The 22,403-nt window shown below is 59.9% G+C and carries 19 protein-coding genes and 1 tRNA gene; 7 read left to right on the top strand and 13 right to left on the bottom strand.

Translation table 11 applies throughout. The features are described from left to right. Together cysD and GA830_RS10130 are read right to left on the bottom strand one after the other, a co-directional pair. Complete coding sequence (gene cysD, locus GA830_RS10135; protein ID WP_195161755.1) at nt 1–906, bottom strand: sulfate adenylyltransferase subunit CysD; 906 nt, start codon at nt 904–906, stop codon at nt 1–3. 198 nt (nt 907–1,104) lie between these two features. Then, nucleotides 1,105–2,442, bottom strand: coding sequence for a DUF2793 domain-containing protein (locus tag GA830_RS10130; RefSeq protein WP_195161754.1), 1,338 nt, complete (start codon nt 2,440–2,442; stop codon nt 1,105–1,107). A gap of 164 nt (nt 2,443–2,606) precedes the next feature. Between GA830_RS10130 and GA830_RS10125 the strand changes: the two genes are divergently transcribed. Next, nucleotides 2,607–3,962 (top strand): nucleotide sugar dehydrogenase, encoded by a 1,356-nt coding sequence (locus GA830_RS10125; protein ID WP_195161753.1) that lies wholly within the window; start codon nt 2,607–2,609, stop codon nt 3,960–3,962. A gap of 11 nt (nt 3,963–3,973) precedes the next feature. Here the strand turns inward: GA830_RS10125 and GA830_RS10120 are convergent, their stop codons facing one another. The 4 genes from GA830_RS10120 to GA830_RS10105 all read right to left on the bottom strand — a co-directional run bounded on the left by GA830_RS10120 (nt 3,974) and on the right by GA830_RS10105 (nt 8,203). After that, the gene (locus tag GA830_RS10120; RefSeq protein WP_195161752.1) at nt 3,974–4,528 is read right to left on the bottom strand and encodes a sugar transferase; all 555 of its coding nucleotides are present in this window, start codon (nt 4,526–4,528) and stop codon (nt 3,974–3,976) included. Further along, nucleotides 4,525–5,487 carry an NAD-dependent epimerase/dehydratase family protein gene (locus GA830_RS10115; protein ID WP_195161751.1) on the bottom strand — a complete coding sequence of 321 codons (963 nt, stop codon included), beginning with the start codon at nt 5,485–5,487 and terminating at the stop codon, nt 4,525–4,527. The genes GA830_RS10120 and GA830_RS10115 overlap by 4 nt, the downstream gene beginning before the upstream one ends. Beyond that, nucleotides 5,477–7,438: a polysaccharide biosynthesis protein gene (locus GA830_RS10110; RefSeq protein ID WP_258045401.1), complete on the bottom strand. Its 1,962-nt coding sequence runs from the start codon at nt 7,436–7,438 to the stop codon at nt 5,477–5,479. Before GA830_RS10110 ends, GA830_RS10115 begins: the two co-directional genes overlap by 11 nt. 186 nt (nt 7,439–7,624) lie before the next feature. Beyond that, nucleotides 7,625–8,203, bottom strand: coding sequence for a biotin transporter BioY (locus GA830_RS10105; protein WP_195161750.1), 579 nt, complete (start codon nt 8,201–8,203; stop codon nt 7,625–7,627). 108 nt (nt 8,204–8,311) lie between these two features. Between GA830_RS10105 and GA830_RS10100 the strand changes: the two genes are divergently transcribed. Further along, entirely contained in the window at nt 8,312–9,217 is a 906-nt protein-coding gene (locus GA830_RS10100) for an MBL fold metallo-hydrolase (RefSeq protein WP_195161749.1), read from the top strand. Nucleotides 9,218–9,280: 63 nt separating this feature from the next. Beyond that, on the top strand, nt 9,281–9,811 hold the full coding sequence (locus GA830_RS10095; RefSeq protein ID WP_195161748.1) for a dihydrofolate reductase family protein: 531 nt from the start codon (nt 9,281–9,283) through the stop codon (nt 9,809–9,811). Nucleotides 9,812–9,824: 13 nt separating this feature from the next. On the opposite strand, the gene GA830_RS10090 is transcribed toward GA830_RS10095, so the two are convergent. Further along, the gene (locus GA830_RS10090; protein WP_195161747.1) at nt 9,825–10,604 is read right to left on the bottom strand and encodes a DUF1499 domain-containing protein; all 780 of its coding nucleotides are present in this window, start codon (nt 10,602–10,604) and stop codon (nt 9,825–9,827) included. Nucleotides 10,605–10,632: 28 nt separating this feature from the next. Further along, nucleotides 10,633–12,270, bottom strand: coding sequence for a fatty-acid--CoA ligase (locus tag GA830_RS10085; protein WP_195161746.1), 1,638 nt, complete (start codon nt 12,268–12,270; stop codon nt 10,633–10,635). 162 nt (nt 12,271–12,432) lie between these two features. On the opposite strand from GA830_RS10085, the gene GA830_RS10080 reads away from it, so the two are divergent. Beyond that, nucleotides 12,433–13,830 carry an aminotransferase gene (locus tag GA830_RS10080; RefSeq protein ID WP_195161745.1) on the top strand — a complete coding sequence of 466 codons (1,398 nt, stop codon included), beginning with the start codon at nt 12,433–12,435 and terminating at the stop codon, nt 13,828–13,830. A gap of 55 nt (nt 13,831–13,885) precedes the next feature. Further along, complete coding sequence (locus tag GA830_RS10075) at nt 13,886–14,278, top strand: DUF427 domain-containing protein (RefSeq protein WP_195161744.1); 393 nt, start codon at nt 13,886–13,888, stop codon at nt 14,276–14,278. 6 nt (nt 14,279–14,284) lie between these two features. Here GA830_RS10075 and GA830_RS10070 read toward each other — a convergent pair whose 3' ends face one another. The 3 genes from GA830_RS10070 to ppdK form a co-directional block, all read right to left on the bottom strand. Beyond that, nucleotides 14,285–15,031 (bottom strand): polysaccharide deacetylase family protein, encoded by a 747-nt coding sequence (locus GA830_RS10070; RefSeq protein ID WP_258045399.1) that lies wholly within the window; start codon nt 15,029–15,031, stop codon nt 14,285–14,287. A 62-nt stretch (nt 15,032–15,093) separates the two neighbouring features. Next, the gene (locus tag GA830_RS10065; protein WP_195161742.1) at nt 15,094–16,242 is read right to left on the bottom strand and encodes a hypothetical protein; all 1,149 of its coding nucleotides are present in this window, start codon (nt 16,240–16,242) and stop codon (nt 15,094–15,096) included. A gap of 308 nt (nt 16,243–16,550) precedes the next feature. Further along, the gene (gene ppdK, locus GA830_RS10060; RefSeq protein ID WP_195161741.1) at nt 16,551–19,220 is read right to left on the bottom strand and encodes a pyruvate, phosphate dikinase; all 2,670 of its coding nucleotides are present in this window, start codon (nt 19,218–19,220) and stop codon (nt 16,551–16,553) included. 186 nt (nt 19,221–19,406) lie between these two features. Between ppdK and GA830_RS10055 the strand changes: the two genes are divergently transcribed. Both GA830_RS10055 and GA830_RS10050 read left to right on the top strand, forming a co-directional pair. Further along, nucleotides 19,407–19,751, top strand: a complete 345-nt coding sequence (locus tag GA830_RS10055; RefSeq protein ID WP_195161740.1) for a VOC family protein — start codon at nt 19,407–19,409, stop codon at nt 19,749–19,751. Nucleotides 19,752–19,841: 90 nt separating this feature from the next. Then, a tRNA-Gln gene (locus GA830_RS10050) sits at nt 19,842–19,916 on the top strand. Nucleotides 19,917–19,930: 14 nt separating this feature from the next. Here GA830_RS10050 and GA830_RS10045 read toward each other — a convergent pair. Beyond that, nucleotides 19,931–20,917: a glycosyltransferase family 2 protein gene (locus tag GA830_RS10045; protein ID WP_195161739.1), complete on the bottom strand. Its 987-nt coding sequence runs from the start codon at nt 20,915–20,917 to the stop codon at nt 19,931–19,933. Nucleotides 20,918–20,932: 15 nt separating this feature from the next. Then, entirely contained in the window at nt 20,933–22,327 is a 1,395-nt protein-coding gene (locus GA830_RS10040; RefSeq protein WP_195161738.1) for an O-antigen ligase family protein, read from the bottom strand. Nucleotides 22,328–22,403 lie beyond the last annotated feature (76 nt).

Genomic DNA, 22,403 nt, shown 5'->3' with positions numbered 1-22,403 from the left:
TCAAAAATACCCTTCGCGCTTCTTTTTTTCCATCGATCCGGCCTCGTCGCGGTCGATCAGGCGGCCCTGGCGCTCGGAGGTGCGCGCCGTCAGCATCTCACTGACGACACCCGGCAGGTCTTGCGCATCAGACTCAATTGCGCCGGTCAGCGGATAACAGCCCAGCGTGCGAAAACGCACCAGCCGGTTTTCGACCGCTTCGCCGGGATTGAGCTTCATGCGGTCGTCATCGACCATGATCAGCATGCCGTCGCGCTCGACCACCGGGCGCTCCTTGGCGAAGTAGAGCGGTACGATAGGGATATCTTCCTGCATGATGTATTGCCAGATATCCAGTTCGGTCCAGTTCGACAGCGGGAAGACCCGGATAGATTCACCCTTGGCGACGCGGGTGTTGTAGATCTTCCACATTTCCGGGCGCTGGTTCTTCGGGTCCCAGCCATGGCTGGTGTTACGGAAGGAAAAGATGCGCTCCTTGGCGCGGGATTTTTCCTCATCGCGGCGCGCTCCGCCAAAAGCTGCGTCAAAACCGTACTGGTCGAGCGCCTGGCGCAGCCCCACCGTCTTCATCACATGGGTATGCGTGTTGGAGCCGTGGGTGAACGGGTTGATGCCGTCGCGCACGCCGTCCTGGTTGATATGGACGAGAAGATCAAAACCGTAACGTTTTGCCATCTGATCGCGAAAGGCGATCATCTCGCGGAACTTCCAGGTGGTGTCGACATGGAGAAAGGGAAAAGGCGGTTTTGCCGGATAAAAAGCCTTCATCGCCAGATGGAGAAGCACCGAGGAATCTTTTCCTACTGAATAGAGCATCACCGGCTTGGCGAAGGTGGCGGCCACCTCGCGCATGATGTGGATGGCTTCCGCCTCCAGCCGGTCGAGATGGGTCAGTTTCGCAAGCATATTTTGAGCGCCTTTGCCGACAGCCACGCCTGCGCACTAGTGGTGCACCGCCACGGCCAGGGTAGAGGGCGACAATCTCACGCCCTGCCCCTCCTCCTCAAGGTGCTGTTGCCCAATAAGCTTTGCCCCGACAGAAGCGGGATTGCGCGAACTCAGCGATTGACGCAAATCGATTTCGCGCAGCGCTTCGGCATCCGCCTAGCCAAACAACCGCGTGTTGATCAGCACACCCAGATTGGGATCGAGATTGACGTGGCCGAACACCAGCTTGGGCATGGTAATCCATACCTCGCCGGACACGGTCGTCAGAAGCTGCGCCATCCGGTGATTATAGCCGATATCAGCACGAGCCGCCTCGAGGTTGATGTGTTTCCAGCCATCGCCATTGGTCAGCACGACCGGCGTTGCGCCTGAACCGGAAGTGACGGGTGCGCCATCGATGGAGGCGCGGAGCACCTGATCGACGGCAAGCAAAGCCGAACCTGTCTTCACCTTCACATAATACGAATAGGTGAACCGCGCCGGCATGGCGGCCAGTGCGTTGGTGAAGGGCAGGCCGTAATTGGTGGCCAGATGCGTGCGCTGTTCGGTCAGCGCGCCGGCGGTATTTTGGGCTCGCATCACGAACCATTCGGGGCCGTAACGGCGGCCGGTGGTGGTGGCGCGGATCTTCTGGACCAGCGCCTTCACCTCGGCGTCCAGCGCGCCGGCAGCGCCGCCGAAATCGGTATTGTCGTTGATGAATTTTGCGTGGCTGGCGATGGAAGAGCCGGCGGTCACGGTGAAATAGGTCGGCGCGGTGTAGGCGATGCCGGAATAGACTGCGTTGTTGGCATTGCCGTTGAAGCGGCCGCTATCCGGCAGCGTGTTGGCGATGGTATCGCGTGAGGGGCGCAGCTCGCCGATGATGCCATCGCCCGTCGCCGCATCGGCGCGGAACGCCTCATTCCAGCTTGAGCCATCCGCACTCACCTTGATGCGGAAATGGTCGTCGCCTGCAAGCCCCATCTCGGCACGACCCGACCAGTTGGACTGGTAGAGCAGGCTCGCCGTCTGGCCGGCGGAGGCCTTGTTGAGTTTTAGCTGCATGCCAGCGCCGGCATGATTGAAGAGGACCGCCTGGCTCGACACGGTCAGACGGTTGGTGGTGTCGGCACCGGAATTAACGCCAAGCCTCGTGATGGTGGCAAGTGCTGTTTCGGCCAGCGTGTTGGTCCAGGCCGTGCCGTCCCAGACCAGCAGCACATTCTCATCCGCCACAAAAGCCAGCCAGCCGCGCAGGGGCGGATAGAAAGTCCACACACCATCCTGGAACCCTGCGATCCTGTTTGATTGCCCGGTCCATGCGCCGCTCGCGCCTGTCGCCACGATATAGCGATCGCCGTCAGCTGCTGCCGGCGGCGCGGCCAGATCGCGATCTTTGACGGAAAGCTGCACCAGCGCATCGAGCGCCAAAAGTGCCTCATTGTGGGTCACATGCTTTTGCGCCTGGCTGGGCAGGATGAAGGGCAGCTTGAGATTGGGTGAAATATCCATTTCGGTGCTTCCGTCGTTGCATTTACGACAAGGATAAGCGTGGTCCTGATGCGTGTGGATAGATTTGGGGCCCCACGCCGCGCTTGAGCGGCGTGCCCAAGTCGCGTATCCGAGTTAAGGTGATGTGCAGGCAGGAACCTGTGGTCTCGCCCCACACAGCAAAAATGAGAAAGTTTTCCCGCGTGGCAGAATTTCTATCGACCTACGACCGATTGCTGGAGAGCATTTCATCGCGACAGGCGCGCGCGGGCATTATCGGGCTTGGGTATGTCGGGCTGCCGTTGGCGATCACTATTGCGCGGGCCGGATTTCCGGTCACCGGCTTTGACATCGATCCGGCAAAAATCACCCGCCTCAACGCCGGCGATTCCTATATCGAAGCTGTCTCCGACGCTGCGCTAGGAGCCGAAGTCGATGGCAAAAAATTCCACGCCACCGCGGATTTTGCCGAGCTTGCCGCCTGCGATGTGATCATTATCTGCGTGCCGACGCCGCTGACGCGCCACCGTGAGCCAGACCTTTCGTTTATCCGAGATACTACTGAAATCATAGCCAAATATCTGCGTGCCGGGCAATTGGTTGCGTTGGAATCAACCACCTATCCCGGCACGACAAAGGACGTGGTGAAAGTGATTCTGGCCCAAAGCGGGCTTGCCGCCGGTCGCGATTTCTTCGTCGGTTTCTCGCCCGAACGCGAAGATCCGGGCAATCGCAATTTCCAGGTTTCCACCATCCCGAAAATTGTCGCCGGCGACGGCCCGCAAGCCGCCGCGCTGATGCAGGCCTTCTATGGCAGCGTGGTCGAAACGGTGGTGCCGGTCTCCACCACTGACACCGCCGAGGCGGTAAAGCTCACAGAGAACATCTTTCGCTCGGTCAACATCGCTTTGGTGAACGAGCTTAAAGTTCTGTTCGACGCGATGGGCATTGATGTGTGGGAAGTTATCGAGGCGGCCAAGAGCAAGCCGTTCGGCTACATGCCGTTTTATCCCGGCCCCGGGCTTGGCGGGCATTGCGTGCCCATCGACCCGTTTTATCTCACCTGGAAAGCACGCGAATTCGAGCTCTCCACCCGATTTATCGAGCTTGCCGGCGAGATCAATTCGGCGATGCCGCGCTATGTGGTATCAAAACTTGCCGAGGCGCTCGACGTCAAGGCGGGCAAGGCGCTCAGCCGCTCACGCGTGCTGATCATCGGCCTCGCCTACAAGAAGAACGTGCCCGACATCCGCGAAAGCCCCTCGCTCAAGCTGATTGAACTGATCGAGGAACGCGGCGGCACGGTCGATTTCCACGATCCGTTCGTGTCAGAAATCCCGCCAACCCGCGAGTATGGCGCACTCAAAGGGCGCAAATCCGTGTCGCTTGACAAGGCCCGTACCTACGACGCCGTCCTCATCGCCACCGACCATGACGCGGTCGATTACGGCGCGCTGTTTGATCAGGCTGCACTTGTGGTTGATACGCGCAATGTCATGGGCCGGCTGGGTTTTTCGGGCGAGACCGTCGTCAAGGCTTGAGGGGATACGCCTCAATACCGTGCCGCATCGCCGGCCCCGCCGCCAAGTGCGGTTGCCACAATCAGCCGCAAATCCCCCCAGAACGTGCGGGTATCGATATAGCCACGGTCAGCCTTGGCGAGCGCGTCGGGGGTCGACATATCGATGCCGAAGAGTTGTGCCGGGCCGGTGATGCCTGGGCGCACGGAAAAGACATCCAGCTTTCGCCGCGCGGCTATCACCTCGGCCTGGCCGGGCAAGCAGGGGCGCGGGCCGACAAGGCTCATTTCGCCCAGCAGCACATTGTAGAGCTGAGGGATCTCATCGAGTTTCCAGGCACGCAGCTTTTTGCCGAGCGGCGTCACCCAACTGCCCGGCACCTCATGTGAACCGGCCACCGGCGCGCCTGTCGCCATGGTGCGGAACTTATAGCAAATGAAGGGCTTTTCGCCCTGCCCGACGCGCTGTTGCGCAAACAGCGCCGGGCCGGGCGAGGAGCGGCGCACCATGATCGCCACCACCAGCATCACCGGCGACAGCAGGATCAGCCCGGCGAAGGCTGCCAGCCCATCAAACGCCCGCTTCATGGCCGAAACCCGACGCCTGCGGCCACTATGCCGTCGCGGGTATTGATCTTCGGCGTCCAACCAAATGTCTCGCAAAAGCGACTGGCATCCAGTTCGAGATCGCCGAGCAGGCTCTGCGCAATCTTGTGGCGACCAAGGGTTCGCAGTGCTGCGACCATTGCAGAAGGCGGTACCGCAAACAGCCCCGGCCGTTTGCCCATGCCGGCGCGCAGGCCGGACAGGATCTGAGCGAGGCTCACAGTCTCCACATCGGCGAGCAGAAATGTCCCCGCCACCAGCCGCTCAGACGGGAGGGCGACCAGATGTGCAATCGCGTCGACAAGGTTGTCTCGCGCAATCAGCGTGCGGCGGTTTTTCACCGAGGCGAAGGGCAGTGGTAGCGAGGATGCCGCCAGCTTCTGCAACATGCGCCAATTGCCTTTCGCGCCAGCGCCATAGACCAGCGGCGGGCGCAGCACGATGGCGGTGCGGCCCTCGCCTGAAAATTCCTCCACGTGGATTTCGCCTGCCCGTTTCGAACGGCCATAATCAGTTGTGGGAGCAACAGGCAGGATGTCATTGAGCGGTGTGCCGATTGAGCGGTCGGCCAACGCAAAGACACTCGACATATGGATGAAGCGCGTTGCCCCGCTATCCCGTGCCTGCGCCACAATTCGGGCTGTGCCTTGGTCGTTGACCTCGGCGAATGCGCCGGCGCTGACTCCCGGTCCCGGCACCTGCGCTGCCAGATGGATCACTGTCCCGCAGCTCTTCAGCGCCTCATGCCAGTCTGTCGTGCTGCCGATCTGTCCAACGATCACCGCATTTGCGCCATCCGGCACCGATGCGCCGATGCGCAGAGCCGCCGTAACCGCAACGCCACGCGCAGCAAGCCGCGTACACAAAAGCGTGCCAACATAGCCGCTCGCACCGGTGACAAGGACGCGCTTCATCGCAGAAAAGAAGGGGTCAGCGGTCAATCTCCAGAACGCCGGCGCTCAAATCTTCTTCGTCAAGCGCGTTCACGGGTGCCGGTTTGTATTCCGGGACGATATGCGACAGAAGCTCGATGGCGCGCGCGGCATCTTCGCGCTGAGTTGCCCCATCAAGTTCGCTCATGGTGCGCAGCAGAAGCGCTTTGTCGATGACACGCGGTGCTGCCATCACAAAGCCGTCCTCGGTCTTGCTGTCCTGCACCTCGGAGGGATCAAACAACTCTTCATAAAGCTTCTCGCCAGGCCGCAGACCGGTGAACACAATGTCAATTTCCGAGCGTTTGAAGCCGGCCAATTGGATCATGCGTTCGGCGAGATCGACGATGCGAATCGGTTTGCCCATATCGAGCACCATGATCTTGCCGCGCTCGGCATGGCGGGCAATCGCCTGCGCCGATGCGTGCAGCACCAAACGCACCGCCTCTGGAATGGTCATGAAATAGCGCACGATATGGGGATGGGTGACGGTGATCGGTCCGCCGGCTGCAATCTGTTCCTGGAAACGCGGCACGACTGAGCCATTGGAGCCCAACACATTGCCGAAGCGTACGGTTTTGAAGCGCGTTTTGGAGCCACTGACATCCAGCGATTGGCAATAGGCTTCGGCAGCGCGCTTGGTGGCGCCCATGATGTTGGTAGGATTGACCGCCTTGTCGGTGGAGATCATCACGAAGATTGCCGCCTTGTTGGCAAGTGCAGCGTCGGCGACATTTCGCGTGCCAAGAACATTGGTCTTGATGCCCTCGACAGGGTTATCCTCTACCAAAGGCACATGCTTCAGCGCGGCAGCGTGGAACACCACTTCTGGATGAATTTCCGCAAACAGCCGCGTCACGCGGCCAGCGTCGCGCACATTGACGATCTGGCTGGTGATCGGCACCTGCGGAAACGCCTGCCGCAGTTCCTTGTCCAGCATGTAGATATTGTATTCAGAGGCGTCGGTGATGATGAGGCGGCGCGGACCGAAGGCGGCGATCTGGCGGCACAGTTCAGAGCCTATTGAACCGCCGGCGCCGGTCGCCAGCACCACCTTGTCGTTGATCAGGCGGGCCACACCTTCTACATCCGAATGCGTTTCCGGCCGCCCCAGAAGGTCGCCCAGTTCGATCGGTTTCGGTTCGAACAGCGAGGTAGAGGTGACCGAAGCCGTTTCGGTGAAGTCCGGCAACCGACTAACTTTTAGGCGCACGGTTGCGGCCATTTCGAGAATTTCGCTCAGCCGCTGCCGTGTCGGGCGGCGCTCAGCGATGACCAGTTCGTTGACGGTGATGTCACTGTCGCGCAGCCGTTTGACGAAAAGCTCGAGGTTGTTGAGATTGCCCAGCACCGGCACGCCCTGGACGCTGCGTGAAAGGGCAACGCCAGCATCATCGATGATGCCGACCACGCATATCTGGCCGATGCGGCTGCGCTGGGTGGTGCGGATAAAACCCTCGGCCTCATCATTGATGCCACAGATCAGAACGTTGCGACCGGTGCGCGGATTTGGCCCCACGCCACCGAAGGCGCGCACTCGCAAGCCATCCATCACCATGCGATAGGCAAGCCGGCTGGTCGTCAGCCCGGCGATCAGAAACAAAGCGGTGAGAATCGGCACCGAACGCGGCACGTTATCACCGCGCGACACCAAAAACGCGCCGACGGTGTAAATCGCCACGGCAAAGATGACCGCCTTGATGACCGCCAGAACCTCGGGGATCGAGACATATCGCCACGAGCCGCGGGTGACAGAAAAGGAGACAAAACACAGCGCGCAAATGGCTGTAAAGGCGGCAGCCTTGGCTGGAATCCCGGGAATGAAATAGACCAGCGGTACGCCATAAGCGACGACATAGGCGGCCAGAAAAGACAGAGCTGCGAGCGCCAGATCGTAAAGCGTCACAAGGGCCCGCAACACATGCGGTCGGCTTTTCGCCAGGTCTCTCAGACTGGACACTATCGGCTCCAAACCCTTGCCGGAACGCTCCGAGCCATAGCGTGGCCGACGTGTTCTGGCTTAAACCGTCGCCCGAGTAATACGGACGCGGTCACTATACTCAAATTCTAGTCGCAATTCGATGCACCGCAACAAAAGTTCCAGACGAACGACACCGCGGGTATGCGCCTGCGGTGCCGGTTTAGATCAGGCCCGCTTGAGAAGCGAACGCGTTGCGCCGACGGCAGCGGCGGCAAGCGCAATCTTGACCACATCGGTGACGATGAATGGGCCGACGCCGAACGTCATCGCCTTTTCAGCGCCCATCAGCACGGCCAGCCAGGCAGCGCCGAGCACCAGAATGACCACCTCGCCCAGCATCATCGCGCCAAACAGCACGAATGCCTTGCGGTCGAGGCCACGGTCTGCGGCATGGCCAACGATGGCAGCGGCGACGACGAAGCCGGCGAGATAGCCGCCAGTCGGACCAGCGAGATAGGCAAGGCCACCACCGGAGGCAAATACCGGCAGGCCGACAGCGCCTTCAACCAGATAGGCAAGCAGCGTGGCAACCGCCAGGTTGCGGCCATAGGCAGCGGCGATCAGGAAAATCGCCAGGGTCTGCAAGGTCATCGGCACTGGCCAGAAAGGCACCGTAATCTTAGCCGCGAGTGTCAAAAGGCCCGTACCGGCGAGCACGAGCGCCATTTGAGCTATCAGGCGCGCATTGCGGCCTTCGGGCAGTGCGAGCGAAACCAGTGGACCGGTGAGTGTGGCTGCGGACATATGTGAGACCCCTTGGAAAGAACAGTCGGTGACACGGTCACCCGGTTTCGACATAGCGGCTTGCGTGCTATCAGGCAACGAAATCTATCGCATGGCAGGTTTTGCACAATGGCACTCGATTTCGATACGGCTTTTGAACCGCGGTACGGGGAGGCCGTCGATGTTGCCACAGGCGTCGTGCGCCTGACGGTCAACAACCCGGGTCCTTTCACTTTTCACGGCACCAACAGCTATATTGTCGGCACCCAAAGCTTGGCCGTCATCGATCCGGGACCGGAGGACGAGGCCCATCTGAAGGCGTTGCTTTCGGCCATCGACGGACGTCCGGTCAGCCACATCTTCGTCAGCCATACGCATCGCGATCACTCGCCGCTGGCCAAAGCGCTGCAGCAGCACACCGGCGCGGTGATTCTGGCCGAGGGTCCGCACCGGCCATCCCGACCGCTGCATATTGGCGAGATCAATCCGCTCGATGCCGCTGGCGACACCGAGTTCCGGCCCGATATGATGCTTGGCGAGAATCATCTGGTCGAAGGCGATGGCTGGGCTTTGCGGACTATCCTGACGCCAGGCCACACCGCCAACCATGCCTGCTTTGCACTTGAAGGCACACATATCCTGTTTTCGGCCGATCATGTCATGGCCTGGGCCACATCAATCGTGGCGCCGCCTGATGGTGCCATGGCTGACTACATGGCCTCGCTCGACCGGCTGCTGGAACGCGACGATACGCTGTACCTGCCCGGACATGGTGGGCCGGTGCGCAATCCCGCTGCCTTTGTGCGCGGGCTGAAAGCGCACCGGAAAATGCGCGAGCGCGCCATCCGCGAACGGCTAACAGAAGGCGACCGTACCGTTGCCGCCATCGTCAGTGCCATCTACCGCGATACGGATCCGCGCATGCATGGTGCTGCCGGCTTGTCGGTTCTCGCGCAGCTCGAGGATCTGGTGGAACGTGGTGTGGTCACTACCGATGGAAATGTCGCCATCGACGGTATATTCGTGCCAGCATAGCGGCGAGCTGGATCGCAGTCGCACTTGCGGAGCAAATGCGCGTCGACACCAATCAGGGGATATATGGCAAGCCTCGTATTCGGTATGAACCAGTCGCTCGACGGCTATGTAGACCACACGGGATTTGCACCGGGCCCAAAGCTCTTTCGTCATTTTATCGATCAGGTACGAGCGCTATCAGGCAGTATCTATGGCCGCCGGCTCTATGAGATCATGGCGTATTGGGACAATGACCATGCCGAATGGGGCACAGCCGAGCGCGACTTCGCGGTTGCTTGGCGCAGCCATCCGAAATGGGTTGTCTCGCGCTCGCTAAAATCGGTCGGCCCAAACGCCACCCTGATTGGCGCCGACGTCCAGGCGGCGATCCGCGCTATCAAGGCCGCGCATGACGGCGAGATAGACATTGACGGACCTGTCCTTGCGCATAGCCTGGTCGGCCTCGGCCTCATCGATGCGTACCGAATTTATCTGCATCCCGTAGCGCTCGGGCACGGCACCCCGTTTTTCAGTGGTGCCCTGCCGCCGATGCGCCTTGTCGCCAGCGAGCCGATGGCAGAGCACGTGATCCGGTTGACGTACGAGCCTGCGTGAAAGGAGTGGATTTTCACTGTGCCGGCAGCGCGCCGCTGCGGATGGCGATAGCAGTATCGAGAGCATCGAGAAATCCTGCGATGCGGCGCGCATTGTCGCCGAGGTCGTTGCGGCCGAAGCGCGATGCGGAGCGCATGTCGACATAGCTTGCTACACCCTCGTCGGTGACGCGGATCGTGACATCGGATGGGAAGGCAAGAATCGGTGTTTTGGCCACCCAGTGCATTGTCGTGACAGTGTCCGTAACCGTGTCGTCTCCCTGCTTCTGCCAGCCGCTCTCTTCAGCAAGTTTGCGTGCTGCGGCCGCGACCTGTTCCATATCCAGGACATAGCTGCGGCCGGTTATCTCGGGATATGCCCTTGTTTGCAGGGCTGCCGCGCCGGACGGCCTTTGCAGGGAAGCGGATTCCAGGGGCGGCGGATCGGCAAGGTCGGTTGTGATGTCGTTTAAGGGTGGAAGGCGCACTGACAAGACCAGCGCGACCAGAACCGGCGCCAGCACCAGCAGCGCAACCGCTACGCCGGTGACAAGGTCGCGGCCACCGGCGTCGCCGTGGTTCCAGACCCGCCGGAAGCTTGCCGCCGCGCACAGCAGCGCTAGACCAGCCAGCGCTGCAGCCACGGACAGAACGGTGAGAAAATCAGGTGTCGCAAGAAGGTCCAGCCGATGACCGAGTGCTGCCATCAGGAAAAGCAGACCGGCAAAAATGCCGAACCGTCGCGACCAAGCTGCACCGCGCGCCCGCCTCGGCTCAAAATAAACCGCCATACGCGCCTTCTCTGTCACGTTCATGCTCCCGTAGCCGCCGACGGTCGAGAGGTCAAAGCCCGGCGTCGCTGGGCAGGCGGTGGCCTTTAAATTGTTCGCGCAATTTGGTCTTGAGTATCTTGCCGGTGGCCGTATGGGGGATCTCGTCGACGAAGGCAACATCGTCAGGCATCCACCATTTGGCGACCTTGCCATGCAGGTAGGCCAGAATTTCGGCTTTGCTCGGGTCTTGGCCCGGCTTTTTCACTACCACCAGAAGCGGGCGCTCGCCCCATTTCTGGTGGTAGATGCCGATTACCGCTGCTTCGGCGATTTCTGAGTGGCCGACGGCGAGGTTTTCAAGCTCAATGGTTGAAATCCACTCACCGCCGGATTTGATCACGTCCTTGGCGCGGTCAGTGATCTGCATGTAGCCGTCGGCATCGATATGGGCGACATCGCCGGTGTCGAACCAGCCGCCCGGGCTGAACTGCTCCGCACCCGCTCCGCCATAATAGCTTGACGCGACAGCGGGGCCACGCACCTTCAACCGGCCAAACGTTTTGCCATCCCAGGGCAAGTCGCGGTCGTTGTCATCGGTCACTTTCATCTCGACACCGAAAGGCGGGAAACCCTGCTTTTGCTTCACAGCCATGCGGACATCGTCTTCAAGTTCGGCATGTTGCGGCTTCATCACGCACAGCGTGCCGAGCGGCGACATTTCGGTCATGCCCCAGGCATGGATCACCTCGACGCCGTAATTGTCCTGGAATTTGCGCATCAGCATGGGCGGGCAAGCAGCGCCGCCGATCACCACCTTGTTCAGGTGCGGAAGTTTTTTGCCGGTGTCTTCCAGATATTGCAGCAGCATCATCCAGACGGTCGGCACGGCGGCGCTGAACGTCACCTTTTCGGTTTCCAGCAATTCGTAGATCGAGGCGCCGTCCATCTTGCCGCCCGGCATCACCAGCTTGGCGCCGACCATCGGTGCTGCCTGGGCAAGCCCCCACGCATTGGCGTGGAACATCGGCACCACCGGCAGCACAGTGTCGCGGGCCGAGATGCCCATGGCGTCAGGCATAGCCGCGATCATGCCGTGCAGCACGTTCGAGCGGTGGCTATATACGACGCCTTTGGGGTCGCCAGTTGTACCGGAGGTGTAGCACATGCCGGCGGCGGTGCTTTCGGGGAAATCCTTCCAAACAAAATCGCCGGGGGCCTCGGCCAGCCATTCCTCGTACGCAACCGCGTTGGATAATGACGTCGCCGGCACATGCGCATTGTCCGTCAGCACCACCACCTTTTCCAGCGACTTCACACCGGGCGCAATCTTTTCCAGCAGCGGCAGGAAGGTCAGGTCGGTGAACACCAGCCGATCCTCTGCATGGTTCATGATCCAGGCGATCTGCTCGGGAAACAGCCGCGGGTTCAGTGTATGATAGACGGCCCCGATGCCCATGGTGCCATACCAACATTCAAGATGCCGGCCGGTGTTCCAAGCCAGCGTTGCAACGCGGTCGCCAAGGCCCAAGCCCTCCTGTTCCAGCCGCGCCGACAATTTTAAAGCGCGGGCTCTGGTTTGTGCATAAGTGGTGCGGACGATCGGTCCCTCGATGGAGCGGGAAACGATCTCGCGCACGCCATGCTGGGTTGCCGCGTGGTCCAATATTTTATGGCACAGAAGCGGCCATTCCTGCATCAGACCCAGCATTTTGTTTCCTCCCGAATGCTTTTCACGCAAGTATGTGGAAGGAAGACCCGGTCTGTCCAGTCATGATGATGCCAGTGCGGGGACGCTGCTGCGCCAGCAGGCGAAGCCTTTGCGCCACGGGCTGCGACCGGCTAGGCTAGTGCTCTGTCCGGAGACCTGAAAATGCTTGAAACCGCACCCTTGTCCAACTTGCAGACCCGCGATATCGAATCGGTGCTGCACCCTTACACCCCGCTGCACAAGCTGAAGCAGACTGGCACGCTGGTCATCGAGCGCGGCAAAGGCGTCTATGTCTATGACACGCGCGGCAAGGAATATATTGAGGGTATGTCGGGGCTGTGGTGCGCCGGGCTCGGTTTTGGCGATGAGGAACTGGCCGATGCGGCAGCCGAGCAGCTGCGGTCGCTGCCCTATTATCATCTGTTTGGTGGTAAGGGCACCGAGTCCTCGATCGAGCTGGCTGAAAAGCTGAAAGAGCTGGCACCGGTGCCGATCTCAAAGGTGTTTTATACCTCGTCGGGCTCCGAGGCCAACGACACCCAGGTGAAGCTCGCATGGTACATGAACAACGCGCTTGGCCGCCCGAAGAAGAAAAAAATCATCTCGCGCATCAAGGCCTATCACGGCGTCACCATAATGTCTGCTTCGCTCACCGGGTTGCCCTACAACCACAAGGGCTGGGACTTGCCGGTGGACCGTGTACTGCATACGGACTGCCCGCATTTTTACCGCTACGGGCAGGAGGGCGAAAGCGAAGCCGAATTTGTCCAGCGCATGGTGCAGTCATTGCGCGACCTTATCGAACGCGAGGGCCCCGACACGATTGCGGCGATGATCGCCGAGCCGGTAATGGGTGCTGGCGGCGTCATCGTGCCGCCGCAGGGCTATTACCCGGCCATCCAGGCGGTGCTCGACGAGCACGACATCATGATGATTTCCGACGAGGTCATCAACGGCTTTGGCCGTACCGGCAACTGGTGGGGATCGCAGACTATGGGCATGACTCCCAAAACCATTTCAGTCGCCAAGCAGCTGACTGCGGCTTACGTACCGCTTGGCGCAGTCATGGTGCCCGAAGATATCTATCAGGCCTATGTCGACCATTCAGCCGAGATCGGGACCTTTGGCCACGGATTTACCTATGGCGGTCATCCGCTTGGCTGCGCTATCGGCGTGAAGGCCATCGAGATCTACCAGCGGCGCGACATTGTCGGCCAGGTTCGGGCTCTGGCACCGGTGTTCGAGGCGCGGATGAGGCGGCTGAACGACCATCCAATGGTCGGCGAGACGCGCTACAGCGGTCTGGTTGGCGGCGTTGAGCTGGTGGCCGACAAGAAAACCCGGCGCCCGTTCGATGCGTCCAAGGCCGTCGGTGCGCAGCTCTCCAAATTCGCCGAGGGGCACGGCGCCATCCTGCGCGCGCTTGGCGATACGATTGCCTTCTGCCCACCGATGATCATCACCGAGGACGAACTGAACGAGCTGTTCAACCGCTTCGAAAAAGCGCTGGCCGACACCGAGGTGTTTGTCGACCAGGGCAAGTTGCGTCAGCCGGGATAATCGGGGGAACAGCTGCGACGCTGTCGCGTTCACCTTCAACACAGGAGATGAACCAATGACGCCACTTGCAGCCAATCCCTCGCCCGGATTTCAGCGGAATCCGACGCGGCGCATCAACGTCACGGCTTTTGATGGTGTGGTCACGGTCAGTTTCGCCGGCGCAATTATTGCATCGTCGGCATCAGCGCTGGTGTTGCAGGAAGAGGATTATCTGCCGGTCTTCTACATTCCGTTTTCGGACATCTATTTCGAGTTTCTCACCCCGACAGAAACCTCCACGCACTGCCCCTACAAAGGCGATGCCTCCTATTGGAACGCAACAGCATCCGGCGAAGCGGCACGCAATGTGATGTGGTCCTACGAGGACCCCTATGACGAGATGTCAGGCATCAGCGGCCATGGCGCGTTTTATCCAGAACTGGTGCAGATCGAGGCGACGAAGAACTGAAAACGGTCATGTCCCGCTCGGCAGTCCCTGTGGTTTGACGTCCGACAACCTCACAAAGGTGAAGCCGCGCGCTTTAAGGGCCAGCACGCCTGCCACCACGCCACTGCCTGCGGCGTGTCGGGGCTGATTGATGTGAGCCAGGATGACATCGCCATCCTTGGCTCCGGCGATACGCGCCGTGGTGGTTTTTTGGCCAAGTAGTGAACCGCCATCCCCGTTGAGCGAGTATCCAGCGACCTCGTAGCCGAGATCATGGATGATGCGGATGGCGCCAGTGCTGTATTTCGCGGTCGCGCCCCTGAACCAGCGGGGTTTGGACCCGCCGTTTTTGATGATCGCAACCGAGCCCAACTCGACCTCGGCCTTCACCGCAGCCGGTGAACCTGCAGCCTTCAGGCCATAGACATGGACCGGTCTATCGACAGCCGGCACGTGCCGGGCGCCATGATCGCCGATCTCAAACAGGTCCGGATGCGCGCGCATCGTGGCGAATGCTTCAGGGTTGCGTTTCAGCCATACCCCGGTGACGAAAATCGTCGCGGCAACACGATTTTCCACCAGCGCGTCGAGAATGCGGAGGTCGGTGGACCCGCCACAGGCATCAAGGGTGAGCGCCACTCGTGGTGCGGCGCTGTCTGTAGATGCTTGTAGATGCAGTGATGGTTCGAGCAGACGGTCAGGCGGGTCGGCAAGAGCCGGCGGGGCAACGACAGTGGTCAGAGCCAAAATGGCGATCAACGTCCAACGCATCACAACACCTCTACACATGTATACAAACGCATTCCATGCCAAACCGAGCCTCAGCGCGGAATCAACTAGGGACTGTGGCCCTCTTCCTTGTCAACCGAAACACCGGAGCTGTCCTCGCCTGCGGTCGGCGGCGCGCCAATGCCGCCTTTCGCGCGCGGTCCGTGGGGGTGTTCGGGGTTGTAGGAGTGGGTGCTCCTGTCCTTGGGCCCGGATTCCAAGGTTTCGTAAGGGCCGTAGAACGTTGCGTGAAGCCCCCAATAGGCGGTGGCGAATACCAGGAACGCAGCAACAAGGCCGGCCGGAATATTCGCTAGCGACGCCTTGAACTGCGGCAGGAGATCCACCCGCCTCGTGTCAGCTGCGATCACCACGATGACAGCCATAATCAGAGCGTGGCCGATGAAATCTATCCGACCGAACGGGAAGACTGCGGCATTGAAAATGATGAAAAGGGCAATGGCTGACAGCCTTTTGACCAGCGGCGTCCAGAGCAGGCCGAACCCCATCGTGAATTCAGCAACGCCTGCCATCGGAATAAAAATTTCCTTGGGTATGCCGAAGGTCAGAAACGGTCTTTCTTCAACGACCGGTGCAAACCAGTCCGCATAAGCGAGCTTTTCCAGGCTCGACCACATCAAGGCGATTGCCACCCCCCAGCGGAGAACTTCAAAGCGATATTTGCGCCACTTCGGATTGTTGGACGACGCCAACAGAAGGTAGCCGGCAGCTGCGAGGCCGAGCGCCACGTAATCAAGCAAGTGGAAGAAATCGTAGTCACGTAGCGCCATTACCCACAGCAGAATGATACCGGCAGCCGAAAACGGCATTGTCCGTTTCGACAGCACCCCGAAGGCGATCAACAGCTGGAGCCAGGAAACCCATTCGGCTGGCGTTGCCAGATCGGGGGTCAGGTAAATCCCGCCAATGGCGAAGATGGCCACGAAAAATCCACCAATGATCGCCCGCACTACGTCATCGATGCGCCGCCAGAGCGGATCGGACACCGCATCCATCGCATCAAGGATCGCGTCACCGACGCTGGTTTTCTCGGTCGCACGCGTCGCCACAAAAAACACGAGTACCATCAGGATCGCCAGCCAGAACCAGACATTGGCAAGCGTGTTGACGATGGAGGACGGCTCGGCTTCGACGATATAGGGTGCAAACCATTTTACGTGGGCATGGGCCGGCACCATTGCAGAAAAGATGAGCAAGGCTGCGAAGGCTGGAGCATTGAAAATTGTGCGGAAAAAACATGATTTTGGGAAGCTGTTAAAAAATCTTGCGCCGGATAATGCAGTCATTTCGCCCCTTGATCGAAAGAGAGGAGAAGAAGATGCATGGGGCAACAGCTGTACCTTCTAATATAACACTTTATAGTTGCAATTGATGTCGACGTCAAGATTTGATGCGACCGTACTGGCTGTCCAGACGGTATTGCGACTTAAAATCCCAAGGACGGATATCTGGCTCATCGCGTTGACCGGCCAGAATGACCGGTCGCAACGCACCTAGCGGCAGATCATTTGCCGGCAGTCTTCACCGCTGCCTGCGCTGCCGCCAGCCTGGCGATCGGCACGCGGAAGGGGGAGCAGGAGACATAGTCCAGCCCGACTTCTTCACAGAAATGAATTGAGGCAGTGTCGCCTCCATGTTCGCCGCAAATGCCGAGTTTGATGTCGGGGCGGGCTGCCCTGCCCCGCTCGGCTGCCATGCGCACCAGTTCGCCGACGCCGTCGATGTCGAGTGATACGAAGGGGTCTTTTTCGATGATGCCCTTCTGGCGATAGGTTTCCAGAAAGGAAGCCGCATCATCGCGCGAGATGCCGAATGTGGTCTGGGTCAGGTCATTGGTGCCGAAAGAAAAGAATTCCGCCGTGCCAGCGATCGAATGGGCCCGGATAGCAGCGCGCGGCAGTTCGATCATGGTGCCTACGAGATATTCAATCTCAAGGCCGCTTTCTGCGATGACGCTTTTCGCTACCGCATCAATGCGCGCCTTCACAAAATTCAGTTCTTCCACCAACCCGACGAGCGGCACCATGATTTCGGGTACCACTGGCGCGCCGGTCTTCTTGCCGGCTTCCACGGCCGCTTCAAAAATGGCGCGGGCCTGCATTTCCGCGATTTCAGGATAAGACACCGCCAGACGGCAGCCGCGATGACCCAGCATCGGGTTGAACTCGTGCAGCGCCTCAGTGCGCTGACGCAGCTTTTCGGCAGGCACATTCATGGCGGCGGCAACATTTGCCACCTCCTCGTCGGTTTTTGGTAAAAACTCATGCAGCGGCGGGTCGAGCAGACGGATAGTGACCGGCAGCCCGGCCATGATCTCGAACAGTTCGACAAAATCAGAACGCTGCATCGGCAAAAGCTTTGCCAGCGCGGTGCGGCGGTCGGTTTCTGAATCCGCCAAAATCATCTCGCGCATGGCGACGATGCGTTCATCGTCGAAGAACATGTGCTCGGTGCGGCAGAGCCCAATGCCTTCCGCGCCAAAGGTGCGGGCCATACGCGCATCCGCTGGTGTCTCGGCATTGGTGCGCACTTTCATGCGGCGCGCACCGTCGGCCCATTCCATGATGGCGGCAAAATCACCCGACAGTTCGGGCTGCAGCATGGGTACCGCCCCCTTCAACACCTGGCCGTTGCTGCCATCGATGGTGATGATGTCGCCCTTTTCGAAGGTTGCGCCCATGGCCATCAGCGTGCCGGCCTTGTAGTCGACACGTAACGTACCGGCGCCGGAGACGCAGGGTTTTCCCATGCCCCTCGCCACGACGGCCGCATGGCTGGTCATGCCGCCGCGAGTGGTCAAAATTCCCTCGGCGGCATGCATCCCGTGAATGTCCTCAGGGCTTGTCTCGACGCGCACCAGAATGGTTTTTCGCCCCTGCCCCTTCAATTCCTCGGCGTCGGCCGAAGTGAAGACAATCTCACCGGTGGCAGCGCCGGGTGAAGCCGGCAGGCCCATGCCTATCACCTGGCGCTCTGCCTTTGGGTCGATGGTTGGGTGCAGCAGCTGGTCGAGCGAGGCCGGGTCGATGCGGGTGATCGCCTCGTCGCGGGTGATCAGTCCTTCGGCAGCCATCTCGGCTGCGATCTTCAGTGCTGCCTTGGCGGTGCGCTTGCCCGATCGGGTCTGCAGCATCCACAATTTACCGCGCTCAATGGTGAATTCGAGATCCTGCATGTCGCGGTAATGGGTTTCAAGCCGGTTCGAAATGTCGACAAAGGTGGCGAATGCTTCCGGCATCACCTTCTCCAGTGACGGCTTGTCAGACCCAGCGGCGATGCGGGCTTCCTCGGTTATATTCTGCGGCGTGCGGATGCCGGCCACCACATCTTCACCCTGCGCATTGACCAGAAACTCGCCATAAAGTTTCTTCTCGCCGGTCGAGGGGTTGCGGGTGAAAGCTACGCCGGTGGCCGACGTCTCGCCCATATTGCCGAACACCATGGCCTGCACATTTACAGCCGTGCCCCAGCTCTCGGGGATGGACTGCAGACGCCGATAGGTGATGGCGCGTGCGTTCATCCAGCTGGAGAAAACAGCGCCGATGGCACCCCACAGCTGTTCTTGAGGATCAAGCGGGAACGGCGTTCCCAGTTCTTCCTCCACTTTGGCCTTGTAGAGCACTATGACGTCGCGCCATTCATTGGCCGAGAATTCAGTATCGAGTTCATAGCCCAGGCGGGCCTTTTCCTCTTCGAGGATTTCCTCGAAAACCTCGTGTTCGACCCCCAGAACGACATCGGCATACATATGGATGAAGCGGCGGTAGCTGTCATAGGCAAAGCGTGCATCGCCCGATTCGCGCGCCAGTGCCTCGACCGTCACGTCGTTGAGGCCAAGGTTCAGCACCGTGTCCATCATGCCTGGCATCGACGCGCGCGAACCCGAGCGCACCGAAACCAAGAGCAAATTGTCAGGATCGCCGAATATGCGTCCGGCAATCGTACCGATTTCAACCAGGGCTTTCTCCACCTCGGCCTTCAGCGCCGCCGGATAGGAGCGCTCATTGGCGTAAAACCAGTTGCAAACCTCTGTGGTAATGGTGAAGCCAGGGGGTACCGGCAGGCCGAGGCTACACATTTCGGCCAAGTTGGCACCCTTGCCGCCCAGCAGGTCGCGGTCGCCCGCCCGGCCTTCAGCTTTTCCGTCGCCGAAATTGTAGACCCACTTTGTCATGCCTGCTCCCCACGACAATCTGTCGGCAGTTTATGCTAGTTGCGGAGCGATAGGGTGCGCTGCAGCGAAAGGCAACCCGGACGGGCCGCCAATCCCGGGTCGAATCGATTAGCAGGCTTTTACACCTGTCCCCCTTGCCCCAGCTTGCATGAAACGATAAGAACATATGAGGAACATAGGTGCGCCATGAAACAGACCGGAAAACTGGACTATCTCGAATTGCCTGCCTCCCACGGCACGCTGGATGTGGTGAAGTCGTTCTATAGTGCAGCCTTCGCGTGGTCGTTTACCGATTACGGGCCAACCTATTCGGTCTTCGATGAGGGGCTGGAAGGCGGGTTCGATGGCGAGCCGGGCAGCGGTCCGGCCAAGCCATTGCCCGTGCTTTATTCAGAAAACCTCGAACAGACGCTGGATGCCGTTGAAGCTGCGGGCGGCACCATCGCGCGGCCTATCTTTGCTTTTCCGGGCGGTCGACGCTTTCATTTTACCGATCCGGCCGGCAATGAGCTTGCGGTGTGGGGTATTTAGAGCCGTTAGCCTATCGTCACGCCGACGGGTGATTGTGCTTTGCGCTTAGTCTCAATATAAGACGGGCCGTTCCGACTCGACAGTCGGCATTGGGGCGTCGCCAAGTGGTAAGGCAACGGTTTTTGATACCGTCATTCCCTGGTTCGAATCCAGGCGCCCCAGCCAATGACTTTTTCGTGTCATCCCCTGTAATGCTGCGACCGCGCGCCAAATGCGGCTTTGACGCGACCGGCGGCAAATCCCACCGCCTGGACGGCCGCCACCAGCGAGGCACCGCTATCGATGAGTGATCGCGCGGCATAGACCAGCGCGCCGGCGAGCTTGGCCACCGAGGAGGCCACCGCCCGCAGCGCCGTGGAAGCCGAGCGCTTCGGGTATTTGCCGTGAAATGCAGACATCGCGCGGTCGCGGTTTCGGGCGTACTGATAGGCAAACGACAAGCGTTCTGGCGGCATCCATTCATGGACGACAGCATTCGGCGCCCAGCCGGTGCGCGCGCCGGCGGCAACGGCCTTGCGATAGAGCGCGGTGTCCTCGCCGCCGGCAAAGCCCAGCGTCTCGTCAAAACGCAACTGATGGGTTTGAAGGAATTGAACACTGGCCAGCCAGTTGTTCGTAGCCAACGGCAAACGCGCGTCGCCACCATTCTGATGCGCTCGCGCGGATTCCTGCTCGTCGCGCCGGCTGATGGCCTGCAGCCCATTCCATACCAGCCGCTGGTTCACCGAGGCCCCCTCCGGCACCGGATGCAGCCGAACCGGGCCGCCTGCCATATCGAGGCTGCGACGGCTCATCTCTGCCCAAAGATGGTGGAGCCAGTCCGGGCCAGCTGTCTCGTCATCGTCGATGAAGGCCAGCGCATCCGCCCCCGTGCGCAACGCGATGTCGAGCACATGGTTGCGGGCTGACGCGATGCCGAGCCGCGGCTCGTTTTCCACGATCACGTCACAGTCCGGGGTGCGGGACTGGAATGCGGCGACCAGAGCGCCCACCGTCAGCTCATCGTTGTTTTCGACAATTGCAAAACAGCACCTGAGACCGGCACGGTCCATAACAGCCAACGACTGAAGCAACAGTTCCAACAACTTCGGACGCCCGCGGGTGATGACTCCGACGCAGACCAGCGGCGCGGCGGCATTACCCGTGTTCGTTGCAGCGTCCCTCATCCTAAGTGCGTCCGGTCACGCCGGCACGGCTCTCTCGCCAGCGCTCTCGCCTGCATTTTCGTGAAGGGCAAGCGCCGCTCCTGCGATGGCGCAGAAGGCGATCACAATTGAGGTAATCGCCTTTTGGTGAAGATTGACGTCGAACACGTTTTCAGCGCCCAGATAGGTGAAATAGGCAAGGGAGGCATAGAGCAAGCCGTTTAGGGCGCTGGTACTGCGCCCACGCATGGACAGTACGGCACATCCCAAAGTTACTACAAACAGCGCGAAGACAATGAGATAGTAAACCATCACAACAAGCCCAAAGCGCACGCCCACATCAAGAAAAAGATTGTGGAAATGACTGTATGAAAATGTCACCTGCGGCGTCTGGGTATAGGGAGTCATCGCCTCCACATTGCGGCCGGAAAACCCCTGCAAGGGGTGAACTTTCAGCAGCCTGAGGCCATCGCGCCAGATGAGAAGGCGGATTTCTGTGCTCGACAGTTCGCCATTGTTCTGAGCCGCGAAAAGCTCCTCGTCGTTAGGCGCCGCCGAGGCGTAGCCAACCGGAGACGAGAACAATTGACTAAGGGCACTGGTGATCGAGATCGGTTCCTCGCCGGCGCGAAAAAGGATCACGTCCGATTTTGCGATGATCACGACCGCCATCAGCGCCAGAGCGGCCTTTGAATAAGGGACTGGCCGGCCCGAAACCAACCTCAGTGCGACAACGATCAGCACAGCCGAAACGATGGCCACCCAGGCGCCCCGGCTCTGGCCCTGGATCAAGAACCAGAACGAATAGGTAAATACCGCGAGCAGCGGGACCGCTAGAACGGCTGCGAACACCTTTTGGGCACGACTGCCCCTCGAAAGGCACGAAACCCCCAGAAGCGCCACCAGCGCGCTGAAGGCATAGACGTCGTCAGCCAAGTTGGTGTTGTAGTTGAGCACGCCGGCGCTCCGTGTCTCGTCATAAAACAGGCTGAGGTCGAAATTCACACCGCGCAGAACCAGCAGCACGGGGACGCCAACAAGCAGGCCGGCCGCCAATGCCATGGCGATGTCGCGACTGTCCACCCGCCACCAGCGTATCGCACGATAGGCAGCAGCTGTGACGATCAGCATGAACACTGGCATCAGCAACAGACGCAGATCGAAGGAATCCATTTCCAGAATGCCTCCCGAGGTCAGCAATCCGAGATTGAGCAGGATAAATGCCGCTATGAAAGGATAGCTCAGATAGTTCTGGATTTTCGTGAAAACGTCCGCGCTTCTGTAAAAATACAGGTAAAGCAGGCCATATATCAGGACAAAGATGAAAAACACGTCGGTGCCCATCAGTGCAGAAACAACCTGCAATGCGACGACCACCAGAATTGCGAACTTAGCACCCGTCAAAGGATGCGTTTCAAAGATCTTACCCACGCCTTTGGAATCCCATACTGAAATAGCCCGGCTCATCCCCGACGCGCTTTACTGGGTATGGTGCACCATGTCCATA

Source organism: Mesorhizobium sp. NBSH29, from assembly GCF_015500055.1.
In the GTDB taxonomy this organism is placed as follows: domain Bacteria; phylum Pseudomonadota; class Alphaproteobacteria; order Rhizobiales; family Rhizobiaceae; genus Neomesorhizobium.
This window is presented reverse-complemented; position numbering and strand designations above follow the sequence as displayed.

Coding starts and splice junctions, on each gene's coding strand:
- GA830_RS10130 (WP_195161754.1), bottom strand. CDS start 2,442: ATGGATATTTCACCCAATCTCAAGCTGCCCTTCATCCTGCCCAGCCAG.
- GA830_RS10105 (WP_195161750.1), bottom strand. CDS start 8,203: ATGTCCGCAGCCACACTCACCGGTCCACTGGTTTCGCTCGCACTGCCC.
- GA830_RS10085 (WP_195161746.1), bottom strand. CDS start 12,270: ATGCTGGGTCTGATGCAGGAATGGCCGCTTCTGTGCCATAAAATATTG.
- GA830_RS10095 (WP_195161748.1), top strand. CDS start 9,281: ATGGCAAGCCTCGTATTCGGTATGAACCAGTCGCTCGACGGCTATGTA.
- GA830_RS10080 (WP_195161745.1), top strand. CDS start 12,433: ATGCTTGAAACCGCACCCTTGTCCAACTTGCAGACCCGCGATATCGAA.
- GA830_RS10045 (WP_195161739.1), bottom strand. CDS start 20,917: ATGAGGGACGCTGCAACGAACACGGGTAATGCCGCCGCGCCGCTGGTC.
- cysD (WP_195161755.1), bottom strand. CDS start 906: ATGCTTGCGAAACTGACCCATCTCGACCGGCTGGAGGCGGAAGCCATC.
- GA830_RS10120 (WP_195161752.1), bottom strand. CDS start 4,528: ATGAAGCGGGCGTTTGATGGGCTGGCAGCCTTCGCCGGGCTGATCCTG.
- GA830_RS10090 (WP_195161747.1), bottom strand. CDS start 10,604: ATGAACGTGACAGAGAAGGCGCGTATGGCGGTTTATTTTGAGCCGAGG.
- ppdK (WP_195161741.1), bottom strand. CDS start 19,220: ATGACAAAGTGGGTCTACAATTTCGGCGACGGAAAAGCTGAAGGCCGG.
- GA830_RS10075 (WP_195161744.1), top strand. CDS start 13,886: ATGACGCCACTTGCAGCCAATCCCTCGCCCGGATTTCAGCGGAATCCG.
- GA830_RS10055 (WP_195161740.1), top strand. CDS start 19,407: ATGAAACAGACCGGAAAACTGGACTATCTCGAATTGCCTGCCTCCCAC.
- GA830_RS10100 (WP_195161749.1), top strand. CDS start 8,312: ATGGCACTCGATTTCGATACGGCTTTTGAACCGCGGTACGGGGAGGCC.
- GA830_RS10125 (WP_195161753.1), top strand. CDS start 2,607: ATGAGAAAGTTTTCCCGCGTGGCAGAATTTCTATCGACCTACGACCGA.